General features: G+C 35.7%; 19 protein-coding genes. 5 read left to right on the top strand and 14 right to left on the bottom strand.

The genetic code is table 11. The features are described 5' to 3' along the window. Nucleotides 1–519 precede the first annotated feature (519 nt). From JO178_RS07450 to JO178_RS07430, 5 genes are all read left to right on the top strand, one after another. Complete coding sequence (locus tag JO178_RS07450) at nt 520–1,686, top strand: T9SS type A sorting domain-containing protein (protein WP_291933707.1); 1,167 nt, start codon at nt 520–522, stop codon at nt 1,684–1,686. Between the two features lie 150 nt (nt 1,687–1,836). After that, entirely contained in the window at nt 1,837–4,488 is a 2,652-nt protein-coding gene (locus JO178_RS07445) for a 4-alpha-glucanotransferase (protein WP_291933705.1), read from the top strand. 139 nt (nt 4,489–4,627) lie between these two features. After that, nucleotides 4,628–5,686: a hypothetical protein gene (locus JO178_RS07440; protein ID WP_291933704.1), complete on the top strand. Its 1,059-nt coding sequence runs from the start codon at nt 4,628–4,630 to the stop codon at nt 5,684–5,686. Between the two features lie 181 nt (nt 5,687–5,867). Next, a complete protein-coding gene (locus JO178_RS07435) occupies nt 5,868–6,314 on the top strand; it encodes a hypothetical protein (protein ID WP_291933701.1) in 447 nt (148 codons plus the stop codon). A gap of 127 nt (nt 6,315–6,441) precedes the next feature. Beyond that, nucleotides 6,442–6,951: a ferritin gene (locus JO178_RS07430; protein WP_103247586.1), complete on the top strand. Its 510-nt coding sequence runs from the start codon at nt 6,442–6,444 to the stop codon at nt 6,949–6,951. A gap of 72 nt (nt 6,952–7,023) precedes the next feature. Here JO178_RS07430 and JO178_RS07425 read toward each other — a convergent pair whose 3' ends face one another. The 14 genes from JO178_RS07425 to tssD all read right to left on the bottom strand — a co-directional run bounded on the left by JO178_RS07425 (nt 7,024) and on the right by tssD (nt 23,454). Further along, nucleotides 7,024–8,307, bottom strand: a complete 1,284-nt coding sequence (locus tag JO178_RS07425) for an MFS transporter (RefSeq protein ID WP_291933691.1) — start codon at nt 8,305–8,307, stop codon at nt 7,024–7,026. 206 nt (nt 8,308–8,513) lie between these two features. Further along, nucleotides 8,514–9,068, bottom strand: a complete 555-nt coding sequence (locus tag JO178_RS07420; protein ID WP_291933689.1) for a hypothetical protein — start codon at nt 9,066–9,068, stop codon at nt 8,514–8,516. A 472-nt stretch (nt 9,069–9,540) separates the two neighbouring features. Then, on the bottom strand, nt 9,541–10,515 hold the full coding sequence (locus tag JO178_RS07415; protein WP_291933687.1) for a hypothetical protein: 975 nt from the start codon (nt 10,513–10,515) through the stop codon (nt 9,541–9,543). Nucleotides 10,516–10,525: 10 nt separating this feature from the next. After that, complete coding sequence (locus JO178_RS07410) at nt 10,526–14,800, bottom strand: PAAR-like protein (protein WP_291933684.1); 4,275 nt, start codon at nt 14,798–14,800, stop codon at nt 10,526–10,528. A 4-nt stretch (nt 14,801–14,804) separates the two neighbouring features. Continuing rightward, on the bottom strand, nt 14,805–15,608 hold the full coding sequence (locus JO178_RS07405; protein WP_291933681.1) for a hypothetical protein: 804 nt from the start codon (nt 15,606–15,608) through the stop codon (nt 14,805–14,807). A gap of 32 nt (nt 15,609–15,640) precedes the next feature. After that, complete coding sequence (locus JO178_RS07400) at nt 15,641–16,021, bottom strand: hypothetical protein (protein ID WP_291933678.1); 381 nt, start codon at nt 16,019–16,021, stop codon at nt 15,641–15,643. A 34-nt stretch (nt 16,022–16,055) separates the two neighbouring features. Continuing rightward, the gene (locus JO178_RS07395; RefSeq protein WP_291933674.1) at nt 16,056–17,366 is read right to left on the bottom strand and encodes a hypothetical protein; all 1,311 of its coding nucleotides are present in this window, start codon (nt 17,364–17,366) and stop codon (nt 16,056–16,058) included. 29 nt (nt 17,367–17,395) lie between these two features. Further along, on the bottom strand, nt 17,396–17,986 hold the full coding sequence (locus JO178_RS07390) for a hypothetical protein (RefSeq protein ID WP_291933672.1): 591 nt from the start codon (nt 17,984–17,986) through the stop codon (nt 17,396–17,398). A 71-nt stretch (nt 17,987–18,057) separates the two neighbouring features. Then, complete coding sequence (locus JO178_RS07385; protein ID WP_291933669.1) at nt 18,058–19,044, bottom strand: hypothetical protein; 987 nt, start codon at nt 19,042–19,044, stop codon at nt 18,058–18,060. Nucleotides 19,045–19,273: 229 nt separating this feature from the next. Next, a complete protein-coding gene (locus JO178_RS07380; protein WP_291933666.1) occupies nt 19,274–19,699 on the bottom strand; it encodes a hypothetical protein in 426 nt (141 codons plus the stop codon). Then, nucleotides 19,662–20,552, bottom strand: a complete 891-nt coding sequence (locus JO178_RS07375; RefSeq protein ID WP_291933664.1) for a hypothetical protein — start codon at nt 20,550–20,552, stop codon at nt 19,662–19,664. Before JO178_RS07375 ends, JO178_RS07380 begins: the two co-directional genes overlap by 38 nt. A gap of 12 nt (nt 20,553–20,564) precedes the next feature. Further along, on the bottom strand, nt 20,565–20,834 hold the full coding sequence (locus JO178_RS07370; RefSeq protein ID WP_291933661.1) for a hypothetical protein: 270 nt from the start codon (nt 20,832–20,834) through the stop codon (nt 20,565–20,567). A gap of 8 nt (nt 20,835–20,842) precedes the next feature. After that, a complete protein-coding gene (locus tag JO178_RS07365; protein ID WP_291933659.1) occupies nt 20,843–22,768 on the bottom strand; it encodes a phage baseplate assembly protein V in 1,926 nt (641 codons plus the stop codon). A gap of 281 nt (nt 22,769–23,049) precedes the next feature. Beyond that, nucleotides 23,050–23,454 carry a type VI secretion system tube protein TssD gene (gene tssD, locus JO178_RS07360; RefSeq protein ID WP_291933657.1) on the bottom strand — a complete coding sequence of 135 codons (405 nt, stop codon included), beginning with the start codon at nt 23,452–23,454 and terminating at the stop codon, nt 23,050–23,052. Nucleotides 23,455–23,606 lie beyond the last annotated feature (152 nt).

The raw sequence follows: 23,606 nt of genomic DNA, 5'->3' as shown, positions 1-23,606 counted from the left end.
CGCGGGAGAGTAGGCCGCCGCCAGTTTTTATTTTATTTTTAAAAATCCTTTATCTTTATGATAAAGGATTTTTTTTTGCTTTATACTTGCCGTATGCCGTACGATGCCATCTATGATTTGAAAGGCCTAAAGCCCGTCCCTATTGATAGTAGCGTCGTTATTCGTCTTCATTCTTCATTCTTCATTCTTGGTTCTTGGTTCTTGGTTCTTGGTTCTTTTCTCATATTTAGCCCCGATAGAAACGGTTACCCCGCAGCAGGGAAAGGAAAGTACAGGCAGTAAGCATTGGAAAGTTAGGATGCGAGGAGTAGAAGTGGATAGCGGGAAATAGCTCCTGAATAATTTTAAGAATAGAAATACAATGGATGAGCCGGCGGAAATAATTTTTTTGATGTATTAATAGTGTTGAAGAAGGATTGTAGTACATGGTATCCGGATTGTGAAATTTTTTATTTTTGAATTTGTAAATTATGTAACTTAGTCATAATAAAATGATTATAAATTCTAAATTAAGATATCATGAAAAGACATTTATTACCTTTACTTTTATTATTGTCAGCAGTGAATGCATATGCACAGCAAGATTTTTTTGCTATTGCCGGTAAGGAAACTCAAAGTATTAATTTCAGTGATTTTCGTACGTTAGAGGTGTCAAAAGTAACTTCCGGGGAAAAAATTTTTACCGTTGATTCGGCTCCAAAAATATTTTCACAGGTAAGAAGAGGGATGATTACTGAAGATAAGAGTTCCTATAATAATTCTCAATCGGTGACGATGGCAGCATTAGCTTATGATATTTCTGATAATAATCTGGTCTATATGCCTATGTTTTCTTCAAATATATATGTTTTAAATCCTAAGACTAAAGATATTACTGTAATAGAAAATAATATAGCTAAGATCACATCCTGTGATATCAATTCTCATATAACCAGGATGGCGGCCGGATATGACGGAAATATTTATGCAATTAATAATTCGGGTACACAGTTTTTACAGATCAGTAAAAAATCCGGGCAGTATGAAGTGAGTGATTTAGGAATTATAAGAGACGATGTTTCTAACGGTAAAAACTCATTTACGAGTCTGGAAACGGGCTTTGGAGGGGATATGATTGCTGATACGGATAATAATTTCTATATTTTTTCTGCTTCCGGAAATGTTTTTAAGGTATCTGTAAAGGAATTAAAAGCAAAATTTATAGGTAAAATTACAGGGATTCCGGATCATTATTCTGTGAATGGTGCTGCTGTGAATGCTAAAGGAAATGTAGTAATTGCCAGTGCTAAGGGAGCTCCTCTATATGATGTGGAACTGGCAACCTTGCAGGCTAAGCTGCTTCCGGGCGAACAGAACTTACATATATATGATCTGGCAAGTAAATATTTTGTAAATGATAAGACTTCCGCTATGGCCACATTGACTCATCTGGATATTTATCCTACAAGAGCTGATGAACATTTTATTAATATTCATGTGGATAATAAAAATGTAAAAGGAAATATAAAACTTACAGCTTTTGATATGGCAGGAAAAAATGTTTTGACTGAAAACCTGAACGTCAAAAATGGTTCGCTGGATCAGAAAATAGATATAACAAGTCTCATCAGCGGAGCATATATTATGAGTATTACTGATGAATCCGGAAAAGTACTTTTAAATAAAAAGATACTGGTGACCAGATAAATGATTTGCTTTGTATTTTATAGAATGAGTTTAAAATTTTATACAATTAAGCCTTCCCTAATGTATTGAGGAAGGTTTTTTAATGATTATTTGATATTCAACAAGTTTTATTTTTCGATATTAAAATGTAATTTTATAAAAAAAATATAGATGAAGCTATACTTTAATGTAGGTTATATTGCCAAAGCAGGAGAATATCTGCAGCTTGCCATTGGTGAAGACGGAGCTTTGGAACATACCCATACTATGTTTTATGCAGATCATGGAGTATGGAAATGTGAGGTTGATTATTTTTCGAAATCAATTTCCTATAAATATCAGCTTGTGGATGAGAAAGGTTCTGTTGTAAGGGAGGAATTTGTTCAGCATCATCTTAATTTTCCACACAATTATAAGGAGTTTATTATTTTCGATGAATGGAATAATAAAAATTTTCCTGAACATTACTTAACGAATAAAATTCTTTATAACAAACTACATGGCTTTATTCCTGAGAAAATGACTGTTTTAAAGAAACATACTCATCTATTCAAAATTGAAGCCCCTGTATATCATCCTGACTGGAGGATTGTACTGTTTGGAAATACAGCCTCATTAGGAAACTGGGATTATGAAAAAGCTGTTCATCTGTATCAGACTGATTTTGGAATTTGGGAAGCTTCTGTAGAAATTCCTGAGGATGAATTTATTCAATTCAAATATTGTCTGTATGATATCAGAGAAAACAAAGTGATTGATGTAGAGACCGGAGAAAACAGATTTACGGCTGCTAATCCACTGGCTGATGTTTTGCAGATTGTTTCTAACCATTATTTCAGATTTAAGGCTTACCAGATGTATCATGATGCAGGTGTAGCAGTTCCGGTATTTTCATTAAGGAGCGAGGATGGATTTGGAGTCGGTGAGTTTACAGATCTTAAAAAACTGGCAGACTGGGCCCAGGAAACAAGTTTGGGAATTATTCAGATCCTGCCAATTAATGATACGACTGCCAATTATTCGTGGACAGATTCTTATCCTTATGCAGCGGTATCAGTGTATGCTTTACATCCACAATACATTGCTCTTGAGAAGCTTGATTTTCCATTACCTAAAGAATTAGTTGAATCATATCTGTCTGAAAAAGAAGATTTAAACAGTCTTGAGCTGATTGATTATGAAAAAATGATTACCGGTAAATGGAAGTATCTGAACGCGGTGTTTTACACTGAAAAGGAGAGTATTTACAAAGACAGGAGCTTTAAAAAATTCATTAAGGACAACGAATACTGGCTGGTTCCGTATGCTGCTTTTTGTGTACTGAGGGATAAATATAAAACGCCGAATTTCAATGACTGGAAAACCCATAAAAAATATATTGCAGGAAAAATAACACAATCTTTTACCACAAAAAGCAAAGACTATGATATTTTCATGCTGCATAGCTGGGTACAGTATCAGCTTCATAAGCAACTTAAAGATGCTGTGGATTATACTCATAGTCTCGGAGTTTCTTTGAAAGGGGATCTACCGATTGGTATTTACAGATATTCTGTTGAAGCCTGGACAGAACCTGAATTGTTCGGGATGGATTTCCAGGCAGGAGCACCACCGGATCAGTTTACGGAGCTTGGGCAAAACTGGGAGTTTCCTACGTATAACTGGGAGGCGATGAAAGCTGATGATTACAGATGGTGGAAAAACAGATTTAAAGCCTTGGAACAGTATTTCGATGCCATGAGAATTGATCATATTCTTGGCTTTTTCAGAATATGGAGAATGCCTGTTTCGGCTGTACAGGGAATTCTGGGATATTTTTATCCTGCGGTTCCTATTGTTGCAGATGAGTTTAAAGCATGGCTGATTCCTTTTGATTTTGACAGGTATTGTAAACCGTTTATCAACAATCAGATCTTATGGAAATACTTTGGAGAAAACAGTGGTAAAGCACTTGAGTTCCTGAAGAATAATCAGGATGGAACTTATTCTTTTAAAGAAGAGTTTGATACGCAGCGAAAACTGGTAGATTTCTTTAAGAAAAATCAATACGGAGATCTTGGGGAACAACTGATATCACTTTGTGCCAATGTTTTATTTGTAACGGAGAAAAGGAATAATGAAATGGTTTATCATCCAAGATTTAATGTATACAACACCGAATCTTACCATTATCTTTCGGAACAGGAGAAGAAAGGGATCTATGATCTGTACCACGATTACTTCTTCAGAAGACAGGATCATCTTTGGTATGAAAAAGCAATGGAAAAACTTCCTGTTATTTTGAACGCTACCAAAATGCTGATTTGTGGAGAAGACCTTGGAATGGTACCTGCCTGTGTCCCTGTTGTAATGGATGAACTGGCTATTATTGCGCTTAAAGTTCAGCGTATGCCTGCCGAAAATATTCCGTTTTATAACCCAAAGAATGCCGGCTATATGAATGTGGTTACCGCTTCTTCTCATGATAGCTCTACATTACGGCAATGGTGGAAGGAAGATCCGGCTTTAACACAAAAGTATTTTAATCAGCAGCTGATTCAGTATGGAAAGGCTCCGGAAGAACTTAGTCCTTATCTGGCGGAAATTATTATGAAACAGCATTTGTACAATGATGCTATGCTGGCCATTTTCCCGATTCAGGAATTTTTTGCTACGGACACTGAACTTTCGAATAAAAATATAGATAGCGAAAGGATTAATAATCCTGCTGTTTTTCCACATTACTGGCGTTACAGAATGCACATCAGGCTGGAAGATTTAAAAGAAAAACAGGCTTTTAATGAAAAAATAGCTTACTGGATAAAAGATAGTGGGAGGATGTAAATTTTACGCCTGATTATCAGTTGTTTATGTATAAATTAAAAGAAGTTGGATTTTATGATTTAACTTCTTTTTTTTATTTGCATCAAAAAGATAGAATTAAGATATTCTGCTATATATTAACCAATTAACGACGATAGAGATGAAAAAAATATTTTTGGGATTAGCTTTGGGTCTGGGCTTTTTAGCCTCTGCTCAGCAATACCCGAATAATGGCTGGGGAGATGATGGTTATTATCAGAATGACGGAGGGTATTATGGTAATGAAGATGACAGAAATTACTTCCCTGATGATTACTATTATAACTATCCTCAGGATTATTATCCAAGTGATTATTATCAAAGTTATTACAACGACTACAGAAATAGTATTATCAATATCAACTGGAACGGTTTTTTTGCTCAAAACAGACTGAACCGTTGGCAGATTGATCAGATCATGAGACTTAATAATCTGTATGCAAGTTTCACAGCCTGGAATAATTTCTACAGATATAATCCGGACCGATGGTATTATGACAGATTCTATGCACTGGAAAGAATTTTAGGACCGAGAGTATTTGTTGTTTTCCAGAATGATTTTTACCGAGGTTCAAGTCCGATTGTTTATTTCCAGAATTACAGAAGAACGTACTATGTACCAAGATATACTGTAATGCCAAGATATCGAAATGTAAATATTAATATTTACAGAGTAGACAGAACAAGATTTCGCAGAATGGACAATCCAACACTGGATATCATCAGACGGGATAATGGCTTCAGAGGACCGGTAAGAGACGGAAATAATACAGGAGGTTTCAGAAACGGAAGTAATGCCAATAACAACGGCGGCTTTAGAGATAATTCTAATAATGGCGGTTTCAGAGGAAATTCAGATAATGGTGGCTTCCGGGGAAATACAGAAACTCCGAAAAGAGAAAATAATGGTGGTGGTTTCAGGGGAAACTCAGATAATGGAGGATTCAGAGGAAATACAGAGACTCCGAGAAGAGAAAATAATGGTGGCGGTTTTAGAGGGAACTCAGGTAATGGAGGATTCAGAGGAAATGCAGAGGCTCCGAGAAGAGAAAATAATGGTGGCGGTTTCAGAGGAAATGAAGGCGGTGGTTTCAGACAAAAATCTGAAGGTGCACCACAAGGCCAGCATAACCGCGGTAATGGAGGTGGTGGCTTTAGAGGCAGTTTAGTTAGGAATTAATTTTCATATATTATATTTAAGTGGTGTGAAGGACAGGTTTTTATAATCTGTCCTTTTTTTTGTTCTTATATTGATTTATTTTAGTTAAAATTTAACATTATTTATGAATTTGTTAATTTAACTTACGTTTTAATTAGTAATCCAAAAGATGTAAATAACAATTAATTAAAAATTTTAAGAGATGAAAAAATTAGTTTTAGCAATAGCATTGATCGGAATGGGAAGTTTTGCCATGGCACAACAAACAACTCCACAGGACAGAGAAGCAAGAAGAGCTGAGATGCAACAAAAAATGCAGCAAAGAGAACAGGATCACTTGGCACAGATGCAGAAAGATCTTAACCTCAACCAGTCTCAGGTAGCTCAGATTAAAGCACTTCAGGATAAAAGAAAAGCTGAAATGAAGGCTGAGTTTGCAAAAAATAAAGAAATGAGACAGGCCAAAATGGAAGAAATGAAGGCCAAAAGAGCACAAATGGATGCCGATATGAAAAGGATTCTCAGTCCTCAGCAATATGATAAATGGCAGGCAGACAGAGACGCTAAAATGGAGCAGAGAAAGATGGCTATGAAAGAAAGAAGAATGATGAAAAAACCGATGAATACAGGAGCTCCTGAAGCGAAATAATAGTTTATAATTTTAATTTTTAAATGTATAAAGGATGGGGTTTTCTCCATCCTTTTTGTATTAATTTTCCGTAAATCTTTTGATTTCGGGCATTTATTCCTTATTTTTGACTGTAAATTTAATACTTATGGTTAGCGAAAAAATTGCAAAATTAATTAACGAACAAATTGCCCACGAACAATATGCCGCTCAATATTATCTTTCCATGTCTGCATGGTTTTCAGGAAAAGATTTAGACGGTATTGCCAATTACTTCAGAGTGCAGAGCAAAGAAGAATTGATGCACGCGGATAAAATGTTTGATTATTTAAATGATGTAGGTGGGGAAATCATTATCGGGGAAATTGCAAAACCTCCACATGAGTTCGAAAATGCAACAGATATTTTCGAGAAAGCATTAGCACATGAGAAAATCGTAACTAAAAGTATTTTCAATATTGTAAAGAATGCCAACGAAGAAGGTGATTTTGCAACAACTTCTTTCCTGCAGTGGTTTATCAACGAACAGGTAGAAGAAGAGGCAAGCGCTTCTCAGTATGTAACCAAGATAAAAATGGTATGTGATAATCCTTCTGCATTATATCTTTTTGATCAGGAATTATCACAAAGAGTATTTACTCCTGATCCGACTGCGTAAGGGGATCAACCTCCCAACAATAATAAAAAAACCGCTTTTCAACAGAATAGCGGTTTTTTTATTCATAAAGTTTTATTTACTGTTCTTTATTAGGGTTCTGTAACCCAGGTATATTCCCAGTAAGGCAAGAAATAAGACATAAAAAAGAATTCCGTGAGGATATTCTTTGGCCATCAGAATAATAATGATGGGAGTAACTCCTCCGAAAACAGCCTGTCCCAGATTGTATGAGAATGAAATACCGGAAATCCTTACGGAAGCTGGAAACCTGTGGATCATAATATAGGGAATACATCCCAGAACTCCACCGGCAAACAAACCTGTTGTAGCATATAATACGGGAAGCCCTTCCGGTTTCATCTGAATGAGCTTTTGTAAAAAGAACCAGCTGCAGATTCCAAAGCAGGTACTCCAGAGCATCAGCATTTTTCCGGCTCCTTTTGTGTCACACATCATTCCTCCCAAAACGGCTCCGAGACTGATGGTGATCAGGGTATAGCTCTGCATGGTAATGGCATCTTTCCTCGCAATATTAAAAAAATCGCTCATCAGATTTGGAATCATAAGCGTAAGAAGGATGGAACAGCCGGTAAAAATCCAGGTCAGCAGAATGGAAAAGCTGATATCCGGCAGATGAGACTGAAAGATCTTTTGCAGCGGGATTTTTTCACTCAATGTCTTCTTCTCTTTCATTTCAATAAAAACCGGAGTTTCTTTAAGGTACCTTCTGAGAAAAATAGTGACGATCCCAAACAGACCACCCAGAATGAAAGGATATCTCCAGGCTCCGTTACTGATATCTTCCGGAGAAAAAGAGGTATTGATATAAAGAGTAATTGCAGATCCTAATAATACGCCTAAAGAAAGGCTGGCTGTGATCATTGAATCGGCTAATCCTACTCTGTTTCGGGGAACATGTTCGGCTACAAAAACCCAGGCTGCAGGAATTTCACCACCGATGGCAAAACCCTGTAAGATTCTTACAATAAGCAGAAGTATGGGCGCAAAATAGCCGATTTGCGCGTAGGTCGGCAAAAAACCTATGGCTAAAGTAGGAAATACCATGAGGACAATGGAAAGGAAAAACATTTTTTTTCTTCCGAAAAGATCTCCGAAATGGGCCATGATCATTCCACCAATCGGTCTCACAAAAAATCCTACTGCAAAAGTACCGTAGGTATTCATTGATGCCCAGAATGAATCTAAGGTAGGAGGGAAGAAATGATCTCCTATGATTTTGGCGAAAAAGATAAATACAACAAAATCATAAAACTCCAGCATTCCTCCGAAAGAGGACAGAATCAATGTTCGGATATCATGTTTGTTTAGCTGCCTTGGCCGTGTGAAAGTAGGCATTTCCATATCGGTTTGTTATTTGTATATTTCACTCTAAGATATACAAAATAATAAATACGATTCTTTTCGGCAGCAGGAAAAACTACTTATTTTTTAATTCCTTAAAGAATTATTCTTTAGATTTTTGGAATGAAAACAGAATTACTTCCACCATTTTCTCAAGCCATGATGAAATTGTCAATATGATTTGTTTTTATTCTGGAACGTTATTGTTTGGTTTTGCTCAGGATAAAGCTTTCTCTCCATTTCTGTTCTTTCTGATTTTCAGCAACATTTCTAATGTTTATCGAATCTGTAAGTATCCATTTATTCTGTGTATGGGTATAGACTTCTTCCTTATACGCCCCATTATGATAATAAATGGGATCGCCCTGTTCATTGTAATTCAGAAATTCTTTCGGTGTCAGATAAACAAACACCTCAAACTGTTCCTTTAGCTGCTCGATGTTCAACCGATTCACCTTTTGGGTTTCTGCCTCGATCTGCTGATTATTAAGAACCGTTTTATTTTTAGGCACTAAGTAAATAATAAGATTTCCATAAGGGTTGATACCTTTCGGATCGTAAAGACAACCATAATCAGCGGTGATAAAATACTTTTCATCATAAGAATATTCGCTGCATTTTAAAAGCATGTCAAAATCAGGACTTTCTTTTTTCTGAGATACGGCTACGGCGGGTTGCTCTTTTACTTCTTTAGGCTTTTCACATGAAATGAAAAGAGCCTGGCTGGCAATGGCGGTGAGAATTATCTTTTTCATTTTGAATTGTTTTCTAGCTGTTCCTATAACATATAATACATCCGTTAACTTCAAAAAACATAGAGTCACTAATAAAAAAAGCATCCTGAAAATATTGATCTGGCTGGGAAGAAGTATCATAAGCTTTTTTATTTCTTACTGATTTTATTGTTTCAGGGAGTTTAATATTTAATTTTTCTTTTTAACCTTTTTTATAGGCTTCATAAAGATCATTTTTAAAAGAAAGACTTAAATGAAACAGAACTAGTATAAATATCGTCTGTATACTCATTATTTATAAAAACAGAATCCAATTCAACTCCAAATACAATTTGACTATACTTTTCAGAAGGATAGGAGAAAAATAAATAAAAAATTATTTTAAATTTCTGATGAATGTACTGAACTATAATTTGTTTTTTATCATAATTTCTCCGTGCACCGTCTTTATTATTTAACGATCATTGCTAACTCTGTATAAATAATTTTTTTGTTATATATTTTCAACAATTTTTCCTTGATCATTGATTAAATATTTTTTCTCTACAGAATTTCCCTGAAAATCTTTATTAATAGTTTTAACGGTCAATTTAGATTCTTTATCAATACTAAAGTTTGTTATTTCAGGGTTATTATTAGCTTCAGGTTCATACAATTCACCTTCTACATATAGACTGGAAATGACTTTATTATTAAAAACCGATAGTAAGTAATATCTATATGGACTATCACCACAATCCATAGGAACAATAATTAAATTAATTTTAGCTGTTTTTTCGAGGGAAATATATCGTATTTGTTCCTCATTACACGCAAATTCTGATAATCCGGAAATACTTTTTGTAGAAAGCCGTTCATACTTAGCATTTTTATAGTCAATCTTCTTATTGTAAGGAAGTTTTAAAGTAGAAAAGGAAAAAGTATTTTTGGAAATCAGTTTCGTATTTTCAAAAGCGATCAAATAGCCGTCATAAATAAAAATAATTTTTCCATCTATAAGAATATATTCACTGGTAGGATATTCACAGCCTTTATTAGGATTAGAGGATATAAAAACTGAAAATTCTGCGGGTAGGGAGATTCCAATTTTTGCCAATTCTTCTTTATAAATATTAACAGTTGATTGACTATACCAATATTTGATAGGAGTAACTTTTTTCTCGAAATATTCAAATGTACATTCTTTACCTGCCTGAAAAGTCTTCTCTTTTAGATTGATTAAAATATCCGTTTCTTTAAATCTATTAATAATTTCTGCTCTGGATTCTTTTTTTACATCAACGATTGGATTTTGAGAAACTGTATTGAATTTAAATTTTTCAATATTTTTATCTATTTCCTCTGCTTTAACTAATGTAGAGGATTGTTCTTTAATAATTGAAGCTTCTTTTTTATGTAAATCATTATTTCCTCCTTTGCAACTAAAAAAAGCAAGCAAAGTAATAGTGAATATATTTTGTAATTTCATTTTTTAAATTTTAATGGGTTGAATCATAATGATTGTTTAGGAACATGTCATTTTCGGCTTTTCTTCTTTTTACTAAACCTTCTGTATCATTATTAGTTATATCTAAAAATTCTTTTGCTGCATCATCATACTTTTCTGATAATAGGTTACTATATAATTTAGGTGCTTTATTATTTTTTAGGAAGTCTGGTCCGCAATTAAATAAAAGACTAACTAAAGCATCAAATTCATGTTGATACAATTTTACAGTGACGTCTCTATATATTGATTTCTCATATTTTTCTACTTTTTCTTCAAATAATTTTAATGCTCTTTCTTTAGAAATCCCTTCTTGGAATTCTTTCCAGGTAATATCTGTTTTTTCAACATCGTCCTTGGTAACATTTTTATAACTTTTATAGGCTATAAGATATCCATAACCAATTGTTGCATAATGTTCAGAATCATCATAAGGCATTTCATAATATTTTTCCCAATCTTTTATAAAGTCTTTCCCTTTTTGAGATGTTTTTAATGTTTTAGGATCAACTCTTTCACCACTTGCTGGTGTATTTGTATTCGTATTTGTGTTGGTTCCTCCACCCATACAGCTGCACATATCTTTAAATCCTAATTCATTTGCTAATTGTACAATACTTTTACCATTGAGTTCTTCAGAATTTTTCACAAAATAATTTTTAGTTAGATATTCTTGAGCGAACTCTCTTACATCAAAGTGAACCCAAGTGGTGGCAAAAGACTCTAAATAAAAAATATCCTTACCGGCGTTCCAATCTTGTTTGGCTCCTGTGTATTTCATGAAAATATCTTTTCTGATTTTATTCATGTCATCATTACTTCTTGTTCTTTGTCCAGTACTCAGGAGATTGTAATGAATATCTATTGCTTTTCCGCAATGATTGGTAGTTCTATCTCTTATATATATTGGATGATCATGGCATCTATAACCTGATTCGACCCACTTTGTTTTAAAGTTAAGCTGCTTATCTTTATCAATATAAAACATAGATGCTCTGTACGCACAAATTAAGCTTCTGTGAATTCCCGGATATTCATATTTTCTATGTTTTTCCTGGATTGTTGTTTTTTGGTATTCTTCACTATTTCTTTCTTTTCCAAAGCCGGTACACGATCCACATTTACATTTAATTTCTCCAAAATCTACGGGATACTTCTGCTGGAACTCATCAATAGCTTTCAATACATTACCACATACTTTTCCTGTTTCCGGAACTTTCATATAATCCCGTTGGAATTGTTTTATCATTTTCTCAGTTCTGTCAGTAAATTCATCCGTGGGAACATTACCTCCAAATCCGGCGAGACGGATATTAATTTCTCTGATCAGTTCACTTTTAGGGCTTCCTTTTTTAATACAGAATTTACCACCACAATTTGTACTGTTATTTAATGTTTCTCTCCCCACTTTTACAGCTCCTTTATTTTCCACCATATCCGGAAGTTTTGCGGTAGCGTATAAAATGGCAAGATCGGTTTTTTCCATGTAGGCGGCCTTTTCTTTGGCTTCTTTTCCTTCGCCTTCAGTGAACTTTACAATGGCGGCAATTTTAAAATAGTTTTTAGGTTTGCCTAATTTGCCTGGATCTACCTTTACAATGAGTTCCCCTTTTTTATTGATAGTTCCTTCTGCTTGGTAGAAGAAATTTTCTTTGGAGAATTTGTCTTTAACATCTTTCCAGTCTTTCCATTGTTTGGCGCTCCAGGCAATATCAAAATAAGGATCAGACTGGGTCATAAAATGTATTTCCACCTTTTTATCTACCATATTGATGGCATATAATTTAAAATACAAAGGTTTATCAATGGGTGAGTTGTAGTATTTTTCCGTATCTCCGGCGTCACAGAAGTATCCGTCCACTACCTTTGGAATGTTGGATACATTGAGATATTCCCCTAAAGACTTATCCCCGTTGAGAATTTGCAGAGTAGGATCTTTGGGGGCCAGTCTGAAATGGAGCTTTCCGTCTTTAGTTAGCCCTCTGGCTTCTATTTTAAGCTTAATGCTGTTGTCAAGGGTAAAAGGCCAGAAGACGCCACTGTTATTTTCAGGGAGTTTTCCTTCTATATTGTGAACGAGATTCACTCCGTTGCTGTCATTATCATAAATCTGTAAGGTAACGTCTTCTCCCTGCAGACCTTCATATTTCACAAAGGCACATACTTCCTGTCCGTATCCGGCTTCTTTGATAACGTTTCCGCTACTTCCGTCATTATCAATCCATTTGGATGTTTCTACTAAAAGTTTCGGTTGGATGACTTTGATTTTTAACGGTGTCGTTGAGGATCTTCCGCCCATCAGACAGTCTATGGTATAGTCACCGGGAACGGTAAATTTATAATTGAACTTTTCTCCGCTTCCTGTTCCGGATGCCGGCCCTGTTACTTTCCATGCAATCGGGCCGTCTTTGACAGGATCATAACCGCTGATTAAAGTTTTACTGATTTCAAAAGGAACTTCAGAACCGGTTCTTGCTTTTTTCCCTGCTTTTATTTCGGTGACCACATTTTCTTTTACTTCAAAATGCCAGTCATCATCTTCTTTTTTAGTACTGGCATTAGCTGTTATACTGTACGCTTCTACAATATATTTTCCGGGAACCATCAGTCTGGCTCCGGGGATCGTGATATTTTTTCCGGTTCCGAGAAGAACGTTGTTAAGGTTCCATTTTACTTCAGCAGACTCATCCGCGGTAAGTCCATAAGGAGAATTATCATCTCCGAATTTATATTTCATTTTTGAAACACTGAAAGACATGGCTGTTCCAGGCCTTACAATTTCAGCTCCATGGCTGATGGCCAGTACAGCATTGCCTTCCGTTTCTCCGGTCATCTTTTTTTCAATAACCTGCCCCTGGTCATTGGTATATCTTGCAATAACGGTATATTTTGCTTTCGTGTTCTGAGGCGTAAAAGTGAGTGTATCTCCAGTTGTCTGCACACCCTCTGTAATGGTATTTTCACTGGCATCCGTTACCGAAAGACTAAGTCTGGATTTTTCTTCTTCCGTAAGATCGGGGATAAAAAATTTAGCTTTGAAAACTGATGGGACTCCCTTTCTGAATTTTCTGTTTTTAGAGGGGTCGATACGGCTTGTAAAATCTGCGGAAGTACATTCCAGATCAAGGAGCGTGTTTTCTACTACCTCAACATCAATGGAGCACGTAGGGTCGCATTTGTCATATTTTCCTTTTTCAAATTCAGGACTTTTAGGTTTTCCATATCCTTCAATTCTGAATTTTCCCAGTCCTTCGAAGCTTTGAGAGAAATCTGTTCCGATCTGCTCTTTAAGTAACAGCCTGTTTTCTTTTTTTCCCTGATGATCACTATACACCATCCATGAAGTGTATTGTTTGTTTCCGCTTTTCAGATTGGCTTTAAAGGAGGCTTCTTCGTCTTTACGGAGATAAACCACTCCGTTTTTATTTTTTGAATCTATTTCTTTAAAAGCGGGTCTGTTTTCTACTTTCGTTAGAGAGATAGAGGTGACGGAAGGATAATCTTCTTTTTTCTTTGGCTGATCCAAAGCAGGGTTTACCATGCCAAGTTCTGCCGGATTGGTATTATCAGCATGGGCTGTACTTACGGAATCTGTCTGACCATGTTTGAATATCGTTATTTTTCCGCCGACCATACAAGGCAGTTCGGATATTTCCGTCAGTGTATTTTTTCCCATGACCTGAGTGCTGTCATAGGTTTTATTCCATTTTGGGGCCGGCGCTAATGCACATGGAAGATTGCCTCCGGATGAAGGCTTCAACGTACATTTTCCAAAGGTGGCAGCAGCAGGAATGAAGGTCTTATCTTCCTCGGTGGCGGCCAGTTTTCCGTGTGCATCATTTAAAACAATGATAGAATGGGTGGTTACTTGTAAATCCGCGGTTTGTTTAGGATTTTCGGCTTTGTCACACACACATTTAGCACCGTGTACTACAAAGTATTTTCCGTCATGATCACTTTTTGAAGCCTGTTCGTTTTTCTTTTTTTCTTCTTCTTTTTTCTTTTCCTCTGCCTGTTTCTGTTCTGCGGTTTTTTGTTCTGCCTCAGGATCCGGAGGTGGGATTTCTCCATTGAGCTGATAGACCTCATCGGGTGGTGGAGTCATAAGATTGAATCCTTTATAAGGGATATCCAGCGTTTGCTGATCGGGACCGGCATGCTGATTGTGGTATTGTTTAAGTTTTGTCCAGTCTTTGATACCCAGCTTTGTTGCGATATCCTGCAGCGTCTCTCCGCTCTGAACTGTATATGGGATGGGTGCTGACATATTCTTATTTTGTTTCGATGGTGATACTGTGTTGGTAATAAAATTTATCTTCTGTTTCTATACATACATGGGTTTCCGCTTTTTTCATTCTGCCGGTTTTGCCGGTGTAGCTGATGTTATGCTGAAAGTCTGCATAGAGTGGAAGAGTCTCTTCGTCAAAGCTGACGTGATAATCATGTTTATGGATATATCTGATAATGTCATTCATCATATCCTGGGCATTATCGATTTTCGGTTCAAAAGACAGGGTATTTTGTTCTTTCTGATACCGGGTTTCTCCTATCCAGTCGGCAGTTCCTATGGGCAGTACTTTCCAGGAGGTTTCATAGGGTCTCTTAGGGTTGAATTTCTGAAGACCATATTCCAGGATTTTCATAAAATGAAGCTGTCTGATAAAGTGAAGCAGTTTTTCATCTGTTTGTATTGCTTCAAAGAACTGAGCCTGGATGTGGTCGATACCATCTCCGCTATAGATATCATGAATGGCTACATCTGTTTTTTGAATCCGTTTCCTGATCTCATCAATATTCTGAATGGAAAGACTGTACTTTTCTATCGTACAGATCAGTGGAAACAAAGCTTCCATATAGCTGTTGGCCACTTCGAGAAATTTGGTATCTATTTCCTGATCACTGACTTTTAAATTCGTTCTGTTGATGATCATTTCATCACTGTCTTTCTTTCCCTGTTCTATGTATAAAGTATAGGAGAGCTTTGCATCATACTGCTCTTTACCTATTTTGAGGGTACACTGATCCTGTACCCAATAGGTCGAAGTAGGAAACAGATCTGGTAGTGATGAGGTCATGTTAAGTTTTTTATTTTAAGTTGTCTAAAAGGTTAGTCAGCAGCTTGTATTTTTATAATATTATCATCTCCTATTTCTTGTGGTTCATTATTAATAGTATACATAATATCACCTCCCTGAGACTTGGACATCATTTTAAAATTAGTGATTTTGTATAATGAAGCATTGATTTTCAATTCATAACTGCTGTTGATCTGAAACTGAACGGCATCTTTAAAAACAAGCATGAAATAATTTGTTTTGTTCAGACTGTCATATTGTTTTTTTATGTCCACATTTTTCTGGTATACTTTAATTTTTTTACCATCTTTTATTTCCGTTAATGAAACAGTTTTGATCGGATTTTTTTCGTTCCAGTCATAAACATAAATCTGATTTTTAAGATGCCTTTCCTGTGAACACGCTGTAAACATGAATGAAATAAAAAAAAGAACAAAAATTTTATAACTAATACATTTCAATATACCCATAGTAATTACTTTTAAAAGCTTTAATATTTAATCCTGGTTTTTTAATCATAGCCTCTACATTTAAATCCAAATCGATTTTGCCTGCAGCATTAGTATATTTTCCTGATTGGGGATCACGTCCCCAGGTGAATATCTTAAAACTTACTGTTGCCGCTTTATCCAGATCCGATGTTATATTTTTATCTGAATCATAAAAAGCAAGATCCCCTTCATATACAACCCAGTGTGAATCATTGAAAACATCAACCAGTGAATTGTAGCTTACTTCGTTACTGATCATATCCGCATCTATCATCATAAGGATATGATGTCCTTTTTGATGGAGACTGTCTATTTGTAATAATTCTCTCAGATCACTATTTGAAAAATAATCATGAACTCTTCCGCCTATTATTGTTTTCTTATCATTGATGCTTGTATAGCTGAGACCATGTGCTGTGGAATTACTGAATCCGCCCACCTGCTTGCCCATTCTCGTCAGCATATCCGGCCAGTTCACCGCTTTCAGCATATCTAATTTACCGCTTTCTTTTCCTTTGTAAATCAATTTGGGAAGACTTTCTTTACTTCGGGTAGTGGCTAAAACCATCCAGTCTACTTCAAACATTCCCATTCCTCTGTAGTCCTGGCTCCTTTTAGGATGTGTGTCATACATTTCAAGAGCTTCCGGATGCGGAGCAATCGTATAGCTGTCAAGTGTACATTCTCCGGTTCTCAGTAAATCTTTAACAATTTTCAGATAACGTTTGGAGTCTCTTTTAATGAGGGCATTATAAAGGGAGGCCATTCCGCATAATGAGCTGCTGGCCTGTTTTATTTTCCACGGATCTTTAGCTCTTTCTTCGGCTTGTTTCTCTACCAGTTTCCGGTCAAAAAATCTAAATCTGTTATGATGCCATACTTTAAGATATCCTTCCGATTCTTCATCATTAATATAAGCCATGATATGAATCATTCTTCCGCAGATGTCTTTTTCATTCAGAAAAAGATTGTACTCTTCACCTGTTATGGTAGAATTATGTTCTATCCATTTGTTTTTTGAGATGCTATGGTATTTATATTTCCATTTGATCTTTTTTTTATCCTGAGGCGGAAGGTTTGTGTAGCCTTCTACTCTGAATTTATATGTTTTTCCGAATACAGCTCCTTCCTGGTTAAAGTTCTTTCCTGTACCATCATTATCGGAACCTTTTTCCAGGGCTGTCATAAGCTTGATGCTTTTCACCTGTGTAGGCTCTATGCCTTTACGTTGGGTGTCTTTTTTTTTGTCAAATTCTACTCCTGGCATATATCATATTAATTTGGGGTGAGACTTGGCTATTTTTTATTAAAACTCAATCTGAGATATTTTCCTTTCTGCTCGTAAAGTACAGCCATCAATTGCTGGCCTTTATCTCCGTTGATGGAGTATGTATATTGATCCGAATGAAGCTGATAGCCTGCTTCATTGATCTGACGGATAACAGACTTCAGAGCCTGTAAAGTTATTGTTGATCCGGAAATGGTGATCATTCCGGATTGCGGAGTTTTACGGGCAGTGGTGGCTGAAATTTCACCCTTGGTTTTGGTGTTGGGGATATTTAATTTTTTTATTTTAAAATTATCTTCATCCAGCTCATATTCAATAAGTATATCATTTGTTTTGGGCTCTCCGCTGATATCTCCTGGAGCTTTGTAAAAAATAACATTAGTGGCTGAGGTCGGAAGACTCTGACCTTTCAGGTATTTTTCAGCTACTTCTTTTTGCAGGCTGGCTATATGGCTGTTAATAGAATCCGATACTTTTTTGGAATCCTGGATATCTTTTTCTGCAAAATCATTGATTTTTTTAATTCCGTCGGTACTATCTTTAAAATTGAATACGTAGTTGCCGTATACATCATTGATGGATGTATATTTTATGTCCATGTTTTGTACAGAAGGATGTTTCATACATGAAGTAAGGTTGATTAATAATAATATAGCTAAAAAATAAGGTCTCATAAATTGATGTCAATTACTACGGTGAATGGCTGATACTTGGATTGATCTGCCGAATTTTTAAAATGTTGTAAGCAAAACATGGCTACTAAGCCGGGAATCCATTGTTTTTTCATGCCGCCGGCTCCGCCGTCTTCCCATCCGGCACCAAAGGTATCCAGGAAAGATACTTTGTCTATTTCTATTTCCACTTTTTTGCTGATCTGATATTCATATACTTTATAACTTGCAATACAACCCTGAATTCCTCCTACAAAAGTTGCAATTTCGTTTACCCAGGGATTCAGCCCTTCCTCGGCGGAATAATAAGGCAGTTTTGTGGAAAACTGGTAAATTTTTGTTGGGCTTTCATTAATATATTTTTTCTCTTTATAGCGTTTTTCAAGTTCGGCTTTTAAAGCGGTAATGAATGTCGTTTTGAATCTGTCCGAATCTTTTACCTCATTGGAAGGGTTGGTTCCGGGGCCAAAAGTAAAAGGCTGTCCCTGTCCTGTGAAGAAATGATTGGCAATAGCCCGTCCGTTTTTTCCAAAACCATCTTCTATATCAGAGAAACCAACCAGCGTTGTTTTAAGCTCAGCTTTAAGATAGGCTTCAGGATATGATTTGGTCAGGTTGACATTAAAGATATCATATTTCGACATTCCGTTAGCTTTCATAACCTCTTCTGAAGGCGCATCACCGTACATCCAGTCATAGCCGCGCCTTCCTTTACTGTTGACAATAACGGTTTTCCCGTTTTCATTAATCCAGTATCCTTTATTAACTACCCCACGGTCAACCAGTATTTTTTTATCTTCAGGATCAGCCTGACCACCTTTTCCAAACCCCTGCAATATTGCTTTCTTCTGGCTGGATAATTCCAGGTTCTGTTTGGTGGCCTCAATGGTTACTTCTCCGGATTCCTCATGAGAAACCTTGCTTAAAGAAGTATAATTGTTGGCAACCTGAATGTTAATATTGCTCGCTTTTTTTAGTATAGCCATGGTGGGGTGTTCTAATGGATATTCTTTATATTATTATTTGAATCAGCAGTTATTTAGGATGTCATTTTTTCACTGTTCAGAATTTTCAGCGATTATTCTATTCTGTTTCTACTGATTTTTATATTTTTTATGATGAGATTCTTTTTAAATATTTTAATTGATATGGATAATCTCCTAAATGGTTAGCCTATTATCCTTTCATTATTTATCACTTTAAAAGCCTGAAAAATTAATCAATAGTTTTAGGCGATTCGATGATAATTATATTCTGGGAAAGAAAAAGAGTATCTCCGCTTTTACGTACAATGTCATACTGCTGATCAAATAACTTTACTGTATGGGTACTTATTTTTTTAAATTCAAGTTTTTTGTAAGCCTCTGTTTCTTTGCTATTTCCATTTTCTTTTATATTGTCAATTAAAAGGCTTTCTGATTGAGGCGTAATGTACTTTTCTAAACTATTATTTTTATATAAAAAGCCTTCTCTTATCAATATTTCCTGATTCATATTTTTTATATAACAGTCTGGAGAATATACTTTGGAAATTCCATTGTCAATAGTCTCTCCTTTCACTACTAAAACCTTTTTTTGTGTGCAGCTTACCAGTGCTAAAAAACTAATAAGGAAGAGTGACTTTTTTAATTCTTTCAACATCGTTTCTTTTTTCAATTATTATTTTAACTTTTGAATAACCAAAAATCGTATCATCATCCGATTTTTCTCTAATTTTATTAATAATGTTTTTGGTTTCATTATCAGACGGACTTTTAGGGGAATTATCTTTGTTTGTAATTCCAAAACAACCTAGCGACCCACCAGCTCTTATTCTTGGCTTGTTATCATAAGTAGGATCCTTTTCATTATGATAATAACCTCCTACATGTATCATTATACTCTTTGCAGAAAAAACTTTTTCTTTTCGATCATTGAATCGTTCTTCTGAGGTAAGGATTTCAGAATTATTTTGTTCAAGTTTATAGGCAGCGGTATCATTATGATGAGGATATACATCTATAAAGACTCCCTCATATTCGTTATTGTCTTTAGGTTCAAATGCACAATTATACACTTCAGCATCTGTTCCTGTAATTTTATTTATAATCCAGGAGTCTCTTGAAACCATAGTCTCAAACTTAAATGTTTTATCAGTGGAGTGTGTAACTAACATTTTATACAGAGGAATTCCTATGGTTATATAATTCCCTTTTAACTTTCTGTCATCTGCTCCAATTAATTTAATGTAGCCCCATCCTGCTTTTTGATTGGTTATTGTTATAATTGGGCCTCCATCTTTTGAATCCTCATTGGTTGCATTATCATTACTGCTTATTGCTCCTCCTCTCCCAAACCCTTGTAAAACTGCTTTCTTTTGGCTGGATAATTCCAGATTCTGCTTAGTGGCCTCAATAATCACCTGCTGGGATTCCTCGTGAGAAACCTTGCTTAAGGAGGTATAGTTATTAGCTACCTGTATATTGATATTTTTAGCATTCTTGATAATGGCCATTTTTTAGCATTTTTAAAAATCCTGCTCCCTTAGTGTCTGGTCAAACGGGTATTTATTTTTTTTTCTTTGAATCAGAGCTTTTGTTGAAGTATAAAAAACTAAAACTGCAGCTAAAATTCCAAAGAATACAGATTCTGTTACATTATGGAAAGGCATATACCTTTGGTCTTCTTCAGTAACTGCGACCTGTGGGTTAATATATTCAGCAATATTATAGACCGTTATTGTAGATATTAACATAACAACAGCGCTTATAAATAAAGGAATCAGATATAATTTCATAATATTTTTTAATGAGAATTTCCTTGTTCTCCGCTTTGGGATTTTACGGTTTTTTCACTCTGAAGTACCATATTTTCTTTTGTACTTACTACGGTTACTTTTTCAGCATATGAATCACTTTTTTTAGCCTGGATATTTCTTTCGTTTTCAGAAATCTCAGTTCTCATATCAGACGATTCATGAATGTTTCCTGTAGCAGTTTGCATGAGATCTTTTCCTGCAGTATCAATCATATTGATCCCTGCATTGGATACAATGTTAACATTGGCCGTTGCAAACATGCTGTTTCCTGCAATGGAAGTGATATCATGACCAGCTGTCATTTTAATATTGTTACCGGCTGTGAAAGTCATATCTTTCGGGGCATTAACGGCGATATTTCCTTTTCCGTCCATGAAATAGGTGTTTCCGCTTGGATCTTCAATATAAATACTGCCTTCTTCATCATTAAAGATTACTTTATTACCACTTCTGGTCTGAATAGATTTGATATGATTGTTGACACTGCCTCCCAATGCTACACTCCCATGAAACATTCCTCCCATGGCAAAAGGAAAATCTGGATGATGGTATTCAAAACCTACCATGACCTGATCTCCAACTTCCGGAATCGCTACAAATCCCCTGTTTTGAGTGATTACATCTGTACCTCCCGCATCGGGGCTCATCATTCTGATAAAATGAGTAGTATCGTGCAACTGCCAGTCAAACTGAACCTGTATTCTTCCCTGATTCAGGGGATCCGTATTGGAAATTACGGTTGCAATTTGTGGCTCCGCCTGCGGATTTACAAATTCAGGTGTCGGAATATACCCCGTTCCTTCTGCGATGGCTTCAAATGATCCGGTGTAGTACCCTCTGGTATTTACTTCATGAGAAACTTCCGTGATCATCAGTTTAGTGAAATAAGAAGTCTGATTACTATTGGGCTTTCTCATTTCTATATCTGCGATACACCCCGGATGAAGAAAAGGAACCGTAGTATTTCCCGAAACGGTAAAAACTTCTACTGCGGCACTTCCTGCAGCACTTTTCTGAGCATCATCCACATTTAGAGACATATTGGCATTGACAGGCGAAGGATTTAAAGATCTCGTTTTATAGATCCCGTCATTCATGTCATAAGCTTTTGATGCAAGCTGCCCTAAATGTTTAATACTGGCTGTAGAGCTTAATAATTTCTCATTTTTACTACTGTTGTAACCGAAAAACTCAGGTTTTGTATGAACTGCTTTCAGTGCTATACAGATATCGCTTACATTACTTCCGTAAGTAAGCTTTATAGGTTTTTCTCCCGGAGGAAGTTTTCCGAAGTGAAGAACTTCTCCGTCATAGTAAAACTGTTCTCCATACGTTTCTGCCAGTCTGGAAAGATAGTTATAATGAGTTTCCTTATACTGAGCGCTATAGTTGATATAGCTCGTATTTTTAGTATTTACTTTAAAATCATATTTGCCTGAGCTAAGTCCTTCTTTAATGACTCTTTCTGCAATAATAGAAGTATTTACCGCCTGATCTCCACCGAAACTTTGGGTATGGGGTGCCGAATCCAGCAGGATGGTGGGACTTTTCCCTTTCAGAACAATACTTCCCAGACTTGCTTTTTCCTGGCTAAAAGCCACCTGGGTGATGAATCCTACAAAAGTTCTTTCAGGACTTTCATTTTCTGCATCTTTATACTTGAAAACAACCGTTAAGCGTTTCCCCAGAAACTGTTGAGCATCTTCCAGGTTATGATCCTGTATTTCTCCCAGCGTATCATGAGCGAGGGTGAGTTCAAATTCATGGTGCTTCCGTATGCTTTGCTGTAGACGGAAATGTTTGAAGTGTTTGATAATCTTACCTTCAATTACAACGTCCAGTTTTACCACACGCTGGACTCCTGCGATATGATTTTCAGCAATTTTATCTGCATTAGTCGTCTTATTTTTCATCGGGTACTTTTTTGTGGTTATATCACTAAAATTAGAAATGTTTTACGTTACTTTAATATATAAACTGTTAAATTTTAAAAATTGTAGTAGAAGTACGATTTTTCATTTATAAAATTTAAACTAAATATGTTTATTTATGAGATCGTATACATTGAATTAAGCTGTTTATATTGAGATATTAACAAGTGTTCTTTTTTTGAAAATAAAATATTGATAAAGAGAGACGAAAAGACCATCCCTAAGAGTAAGGATGATCTCTACTATTTTTTAACAGACAAATATTAAGCGTTTGGCCACAATCCTGTGTACTGAGAAGTACCATAATCAATGGTTTCCGCACTTACTACAAACGTGACCAGCATGTTGTTGCTATCAATCGCATCAAAGTCTACCTCGTGCTGAATCACATATCCGTTCTGCCAGTTTAAAGTAATTAATGTTCCTTCTTCGTGGGATTTATTAAAAATAATTTCTCCTGATGTAGGCTTATATTTTCCATTTAATAAGCTTTCAAGAATATCAGATTTTTCAGTAGCTTCTACTGTCAGTTTGATTAATGCATTGGAAGGATCCGAAGCGACACGTCCTGATACATCTGTAGATCTGGATACGCTGTAGTTTAATTTTAATAATTTCTGCCCTTCTCCGCCGTTGAATTTTAAGATTCCTCTTGAGTTTGCTGCCATGGTTGTAAATTTTTAAGATGAATTAATATATTGTGTAGTGATTGTGTCACAAATGTATATCACTCCACTTAATCTTAAAAATTTTTTGACATAACTTTCACTTTTTGTAGTAGTTCTACGATTTCGTGTCGTAGAATTACGATACCTTTCAC

Origin of the sequence: Chryseobacterium sp., from assembly GCF_019236175.1 — a bacterium.
Taxonomy (GTDB): domain Bacteria; phylum Bacteroidota; class Bacteroidia; order Flavobacteriales; family Weeksellaceae; genus Chryseobacterium.
Note: the sequence above shows the minus strand (reverse complement) of the source record. Positions and strands in the feature narration are given on the sequence as shown.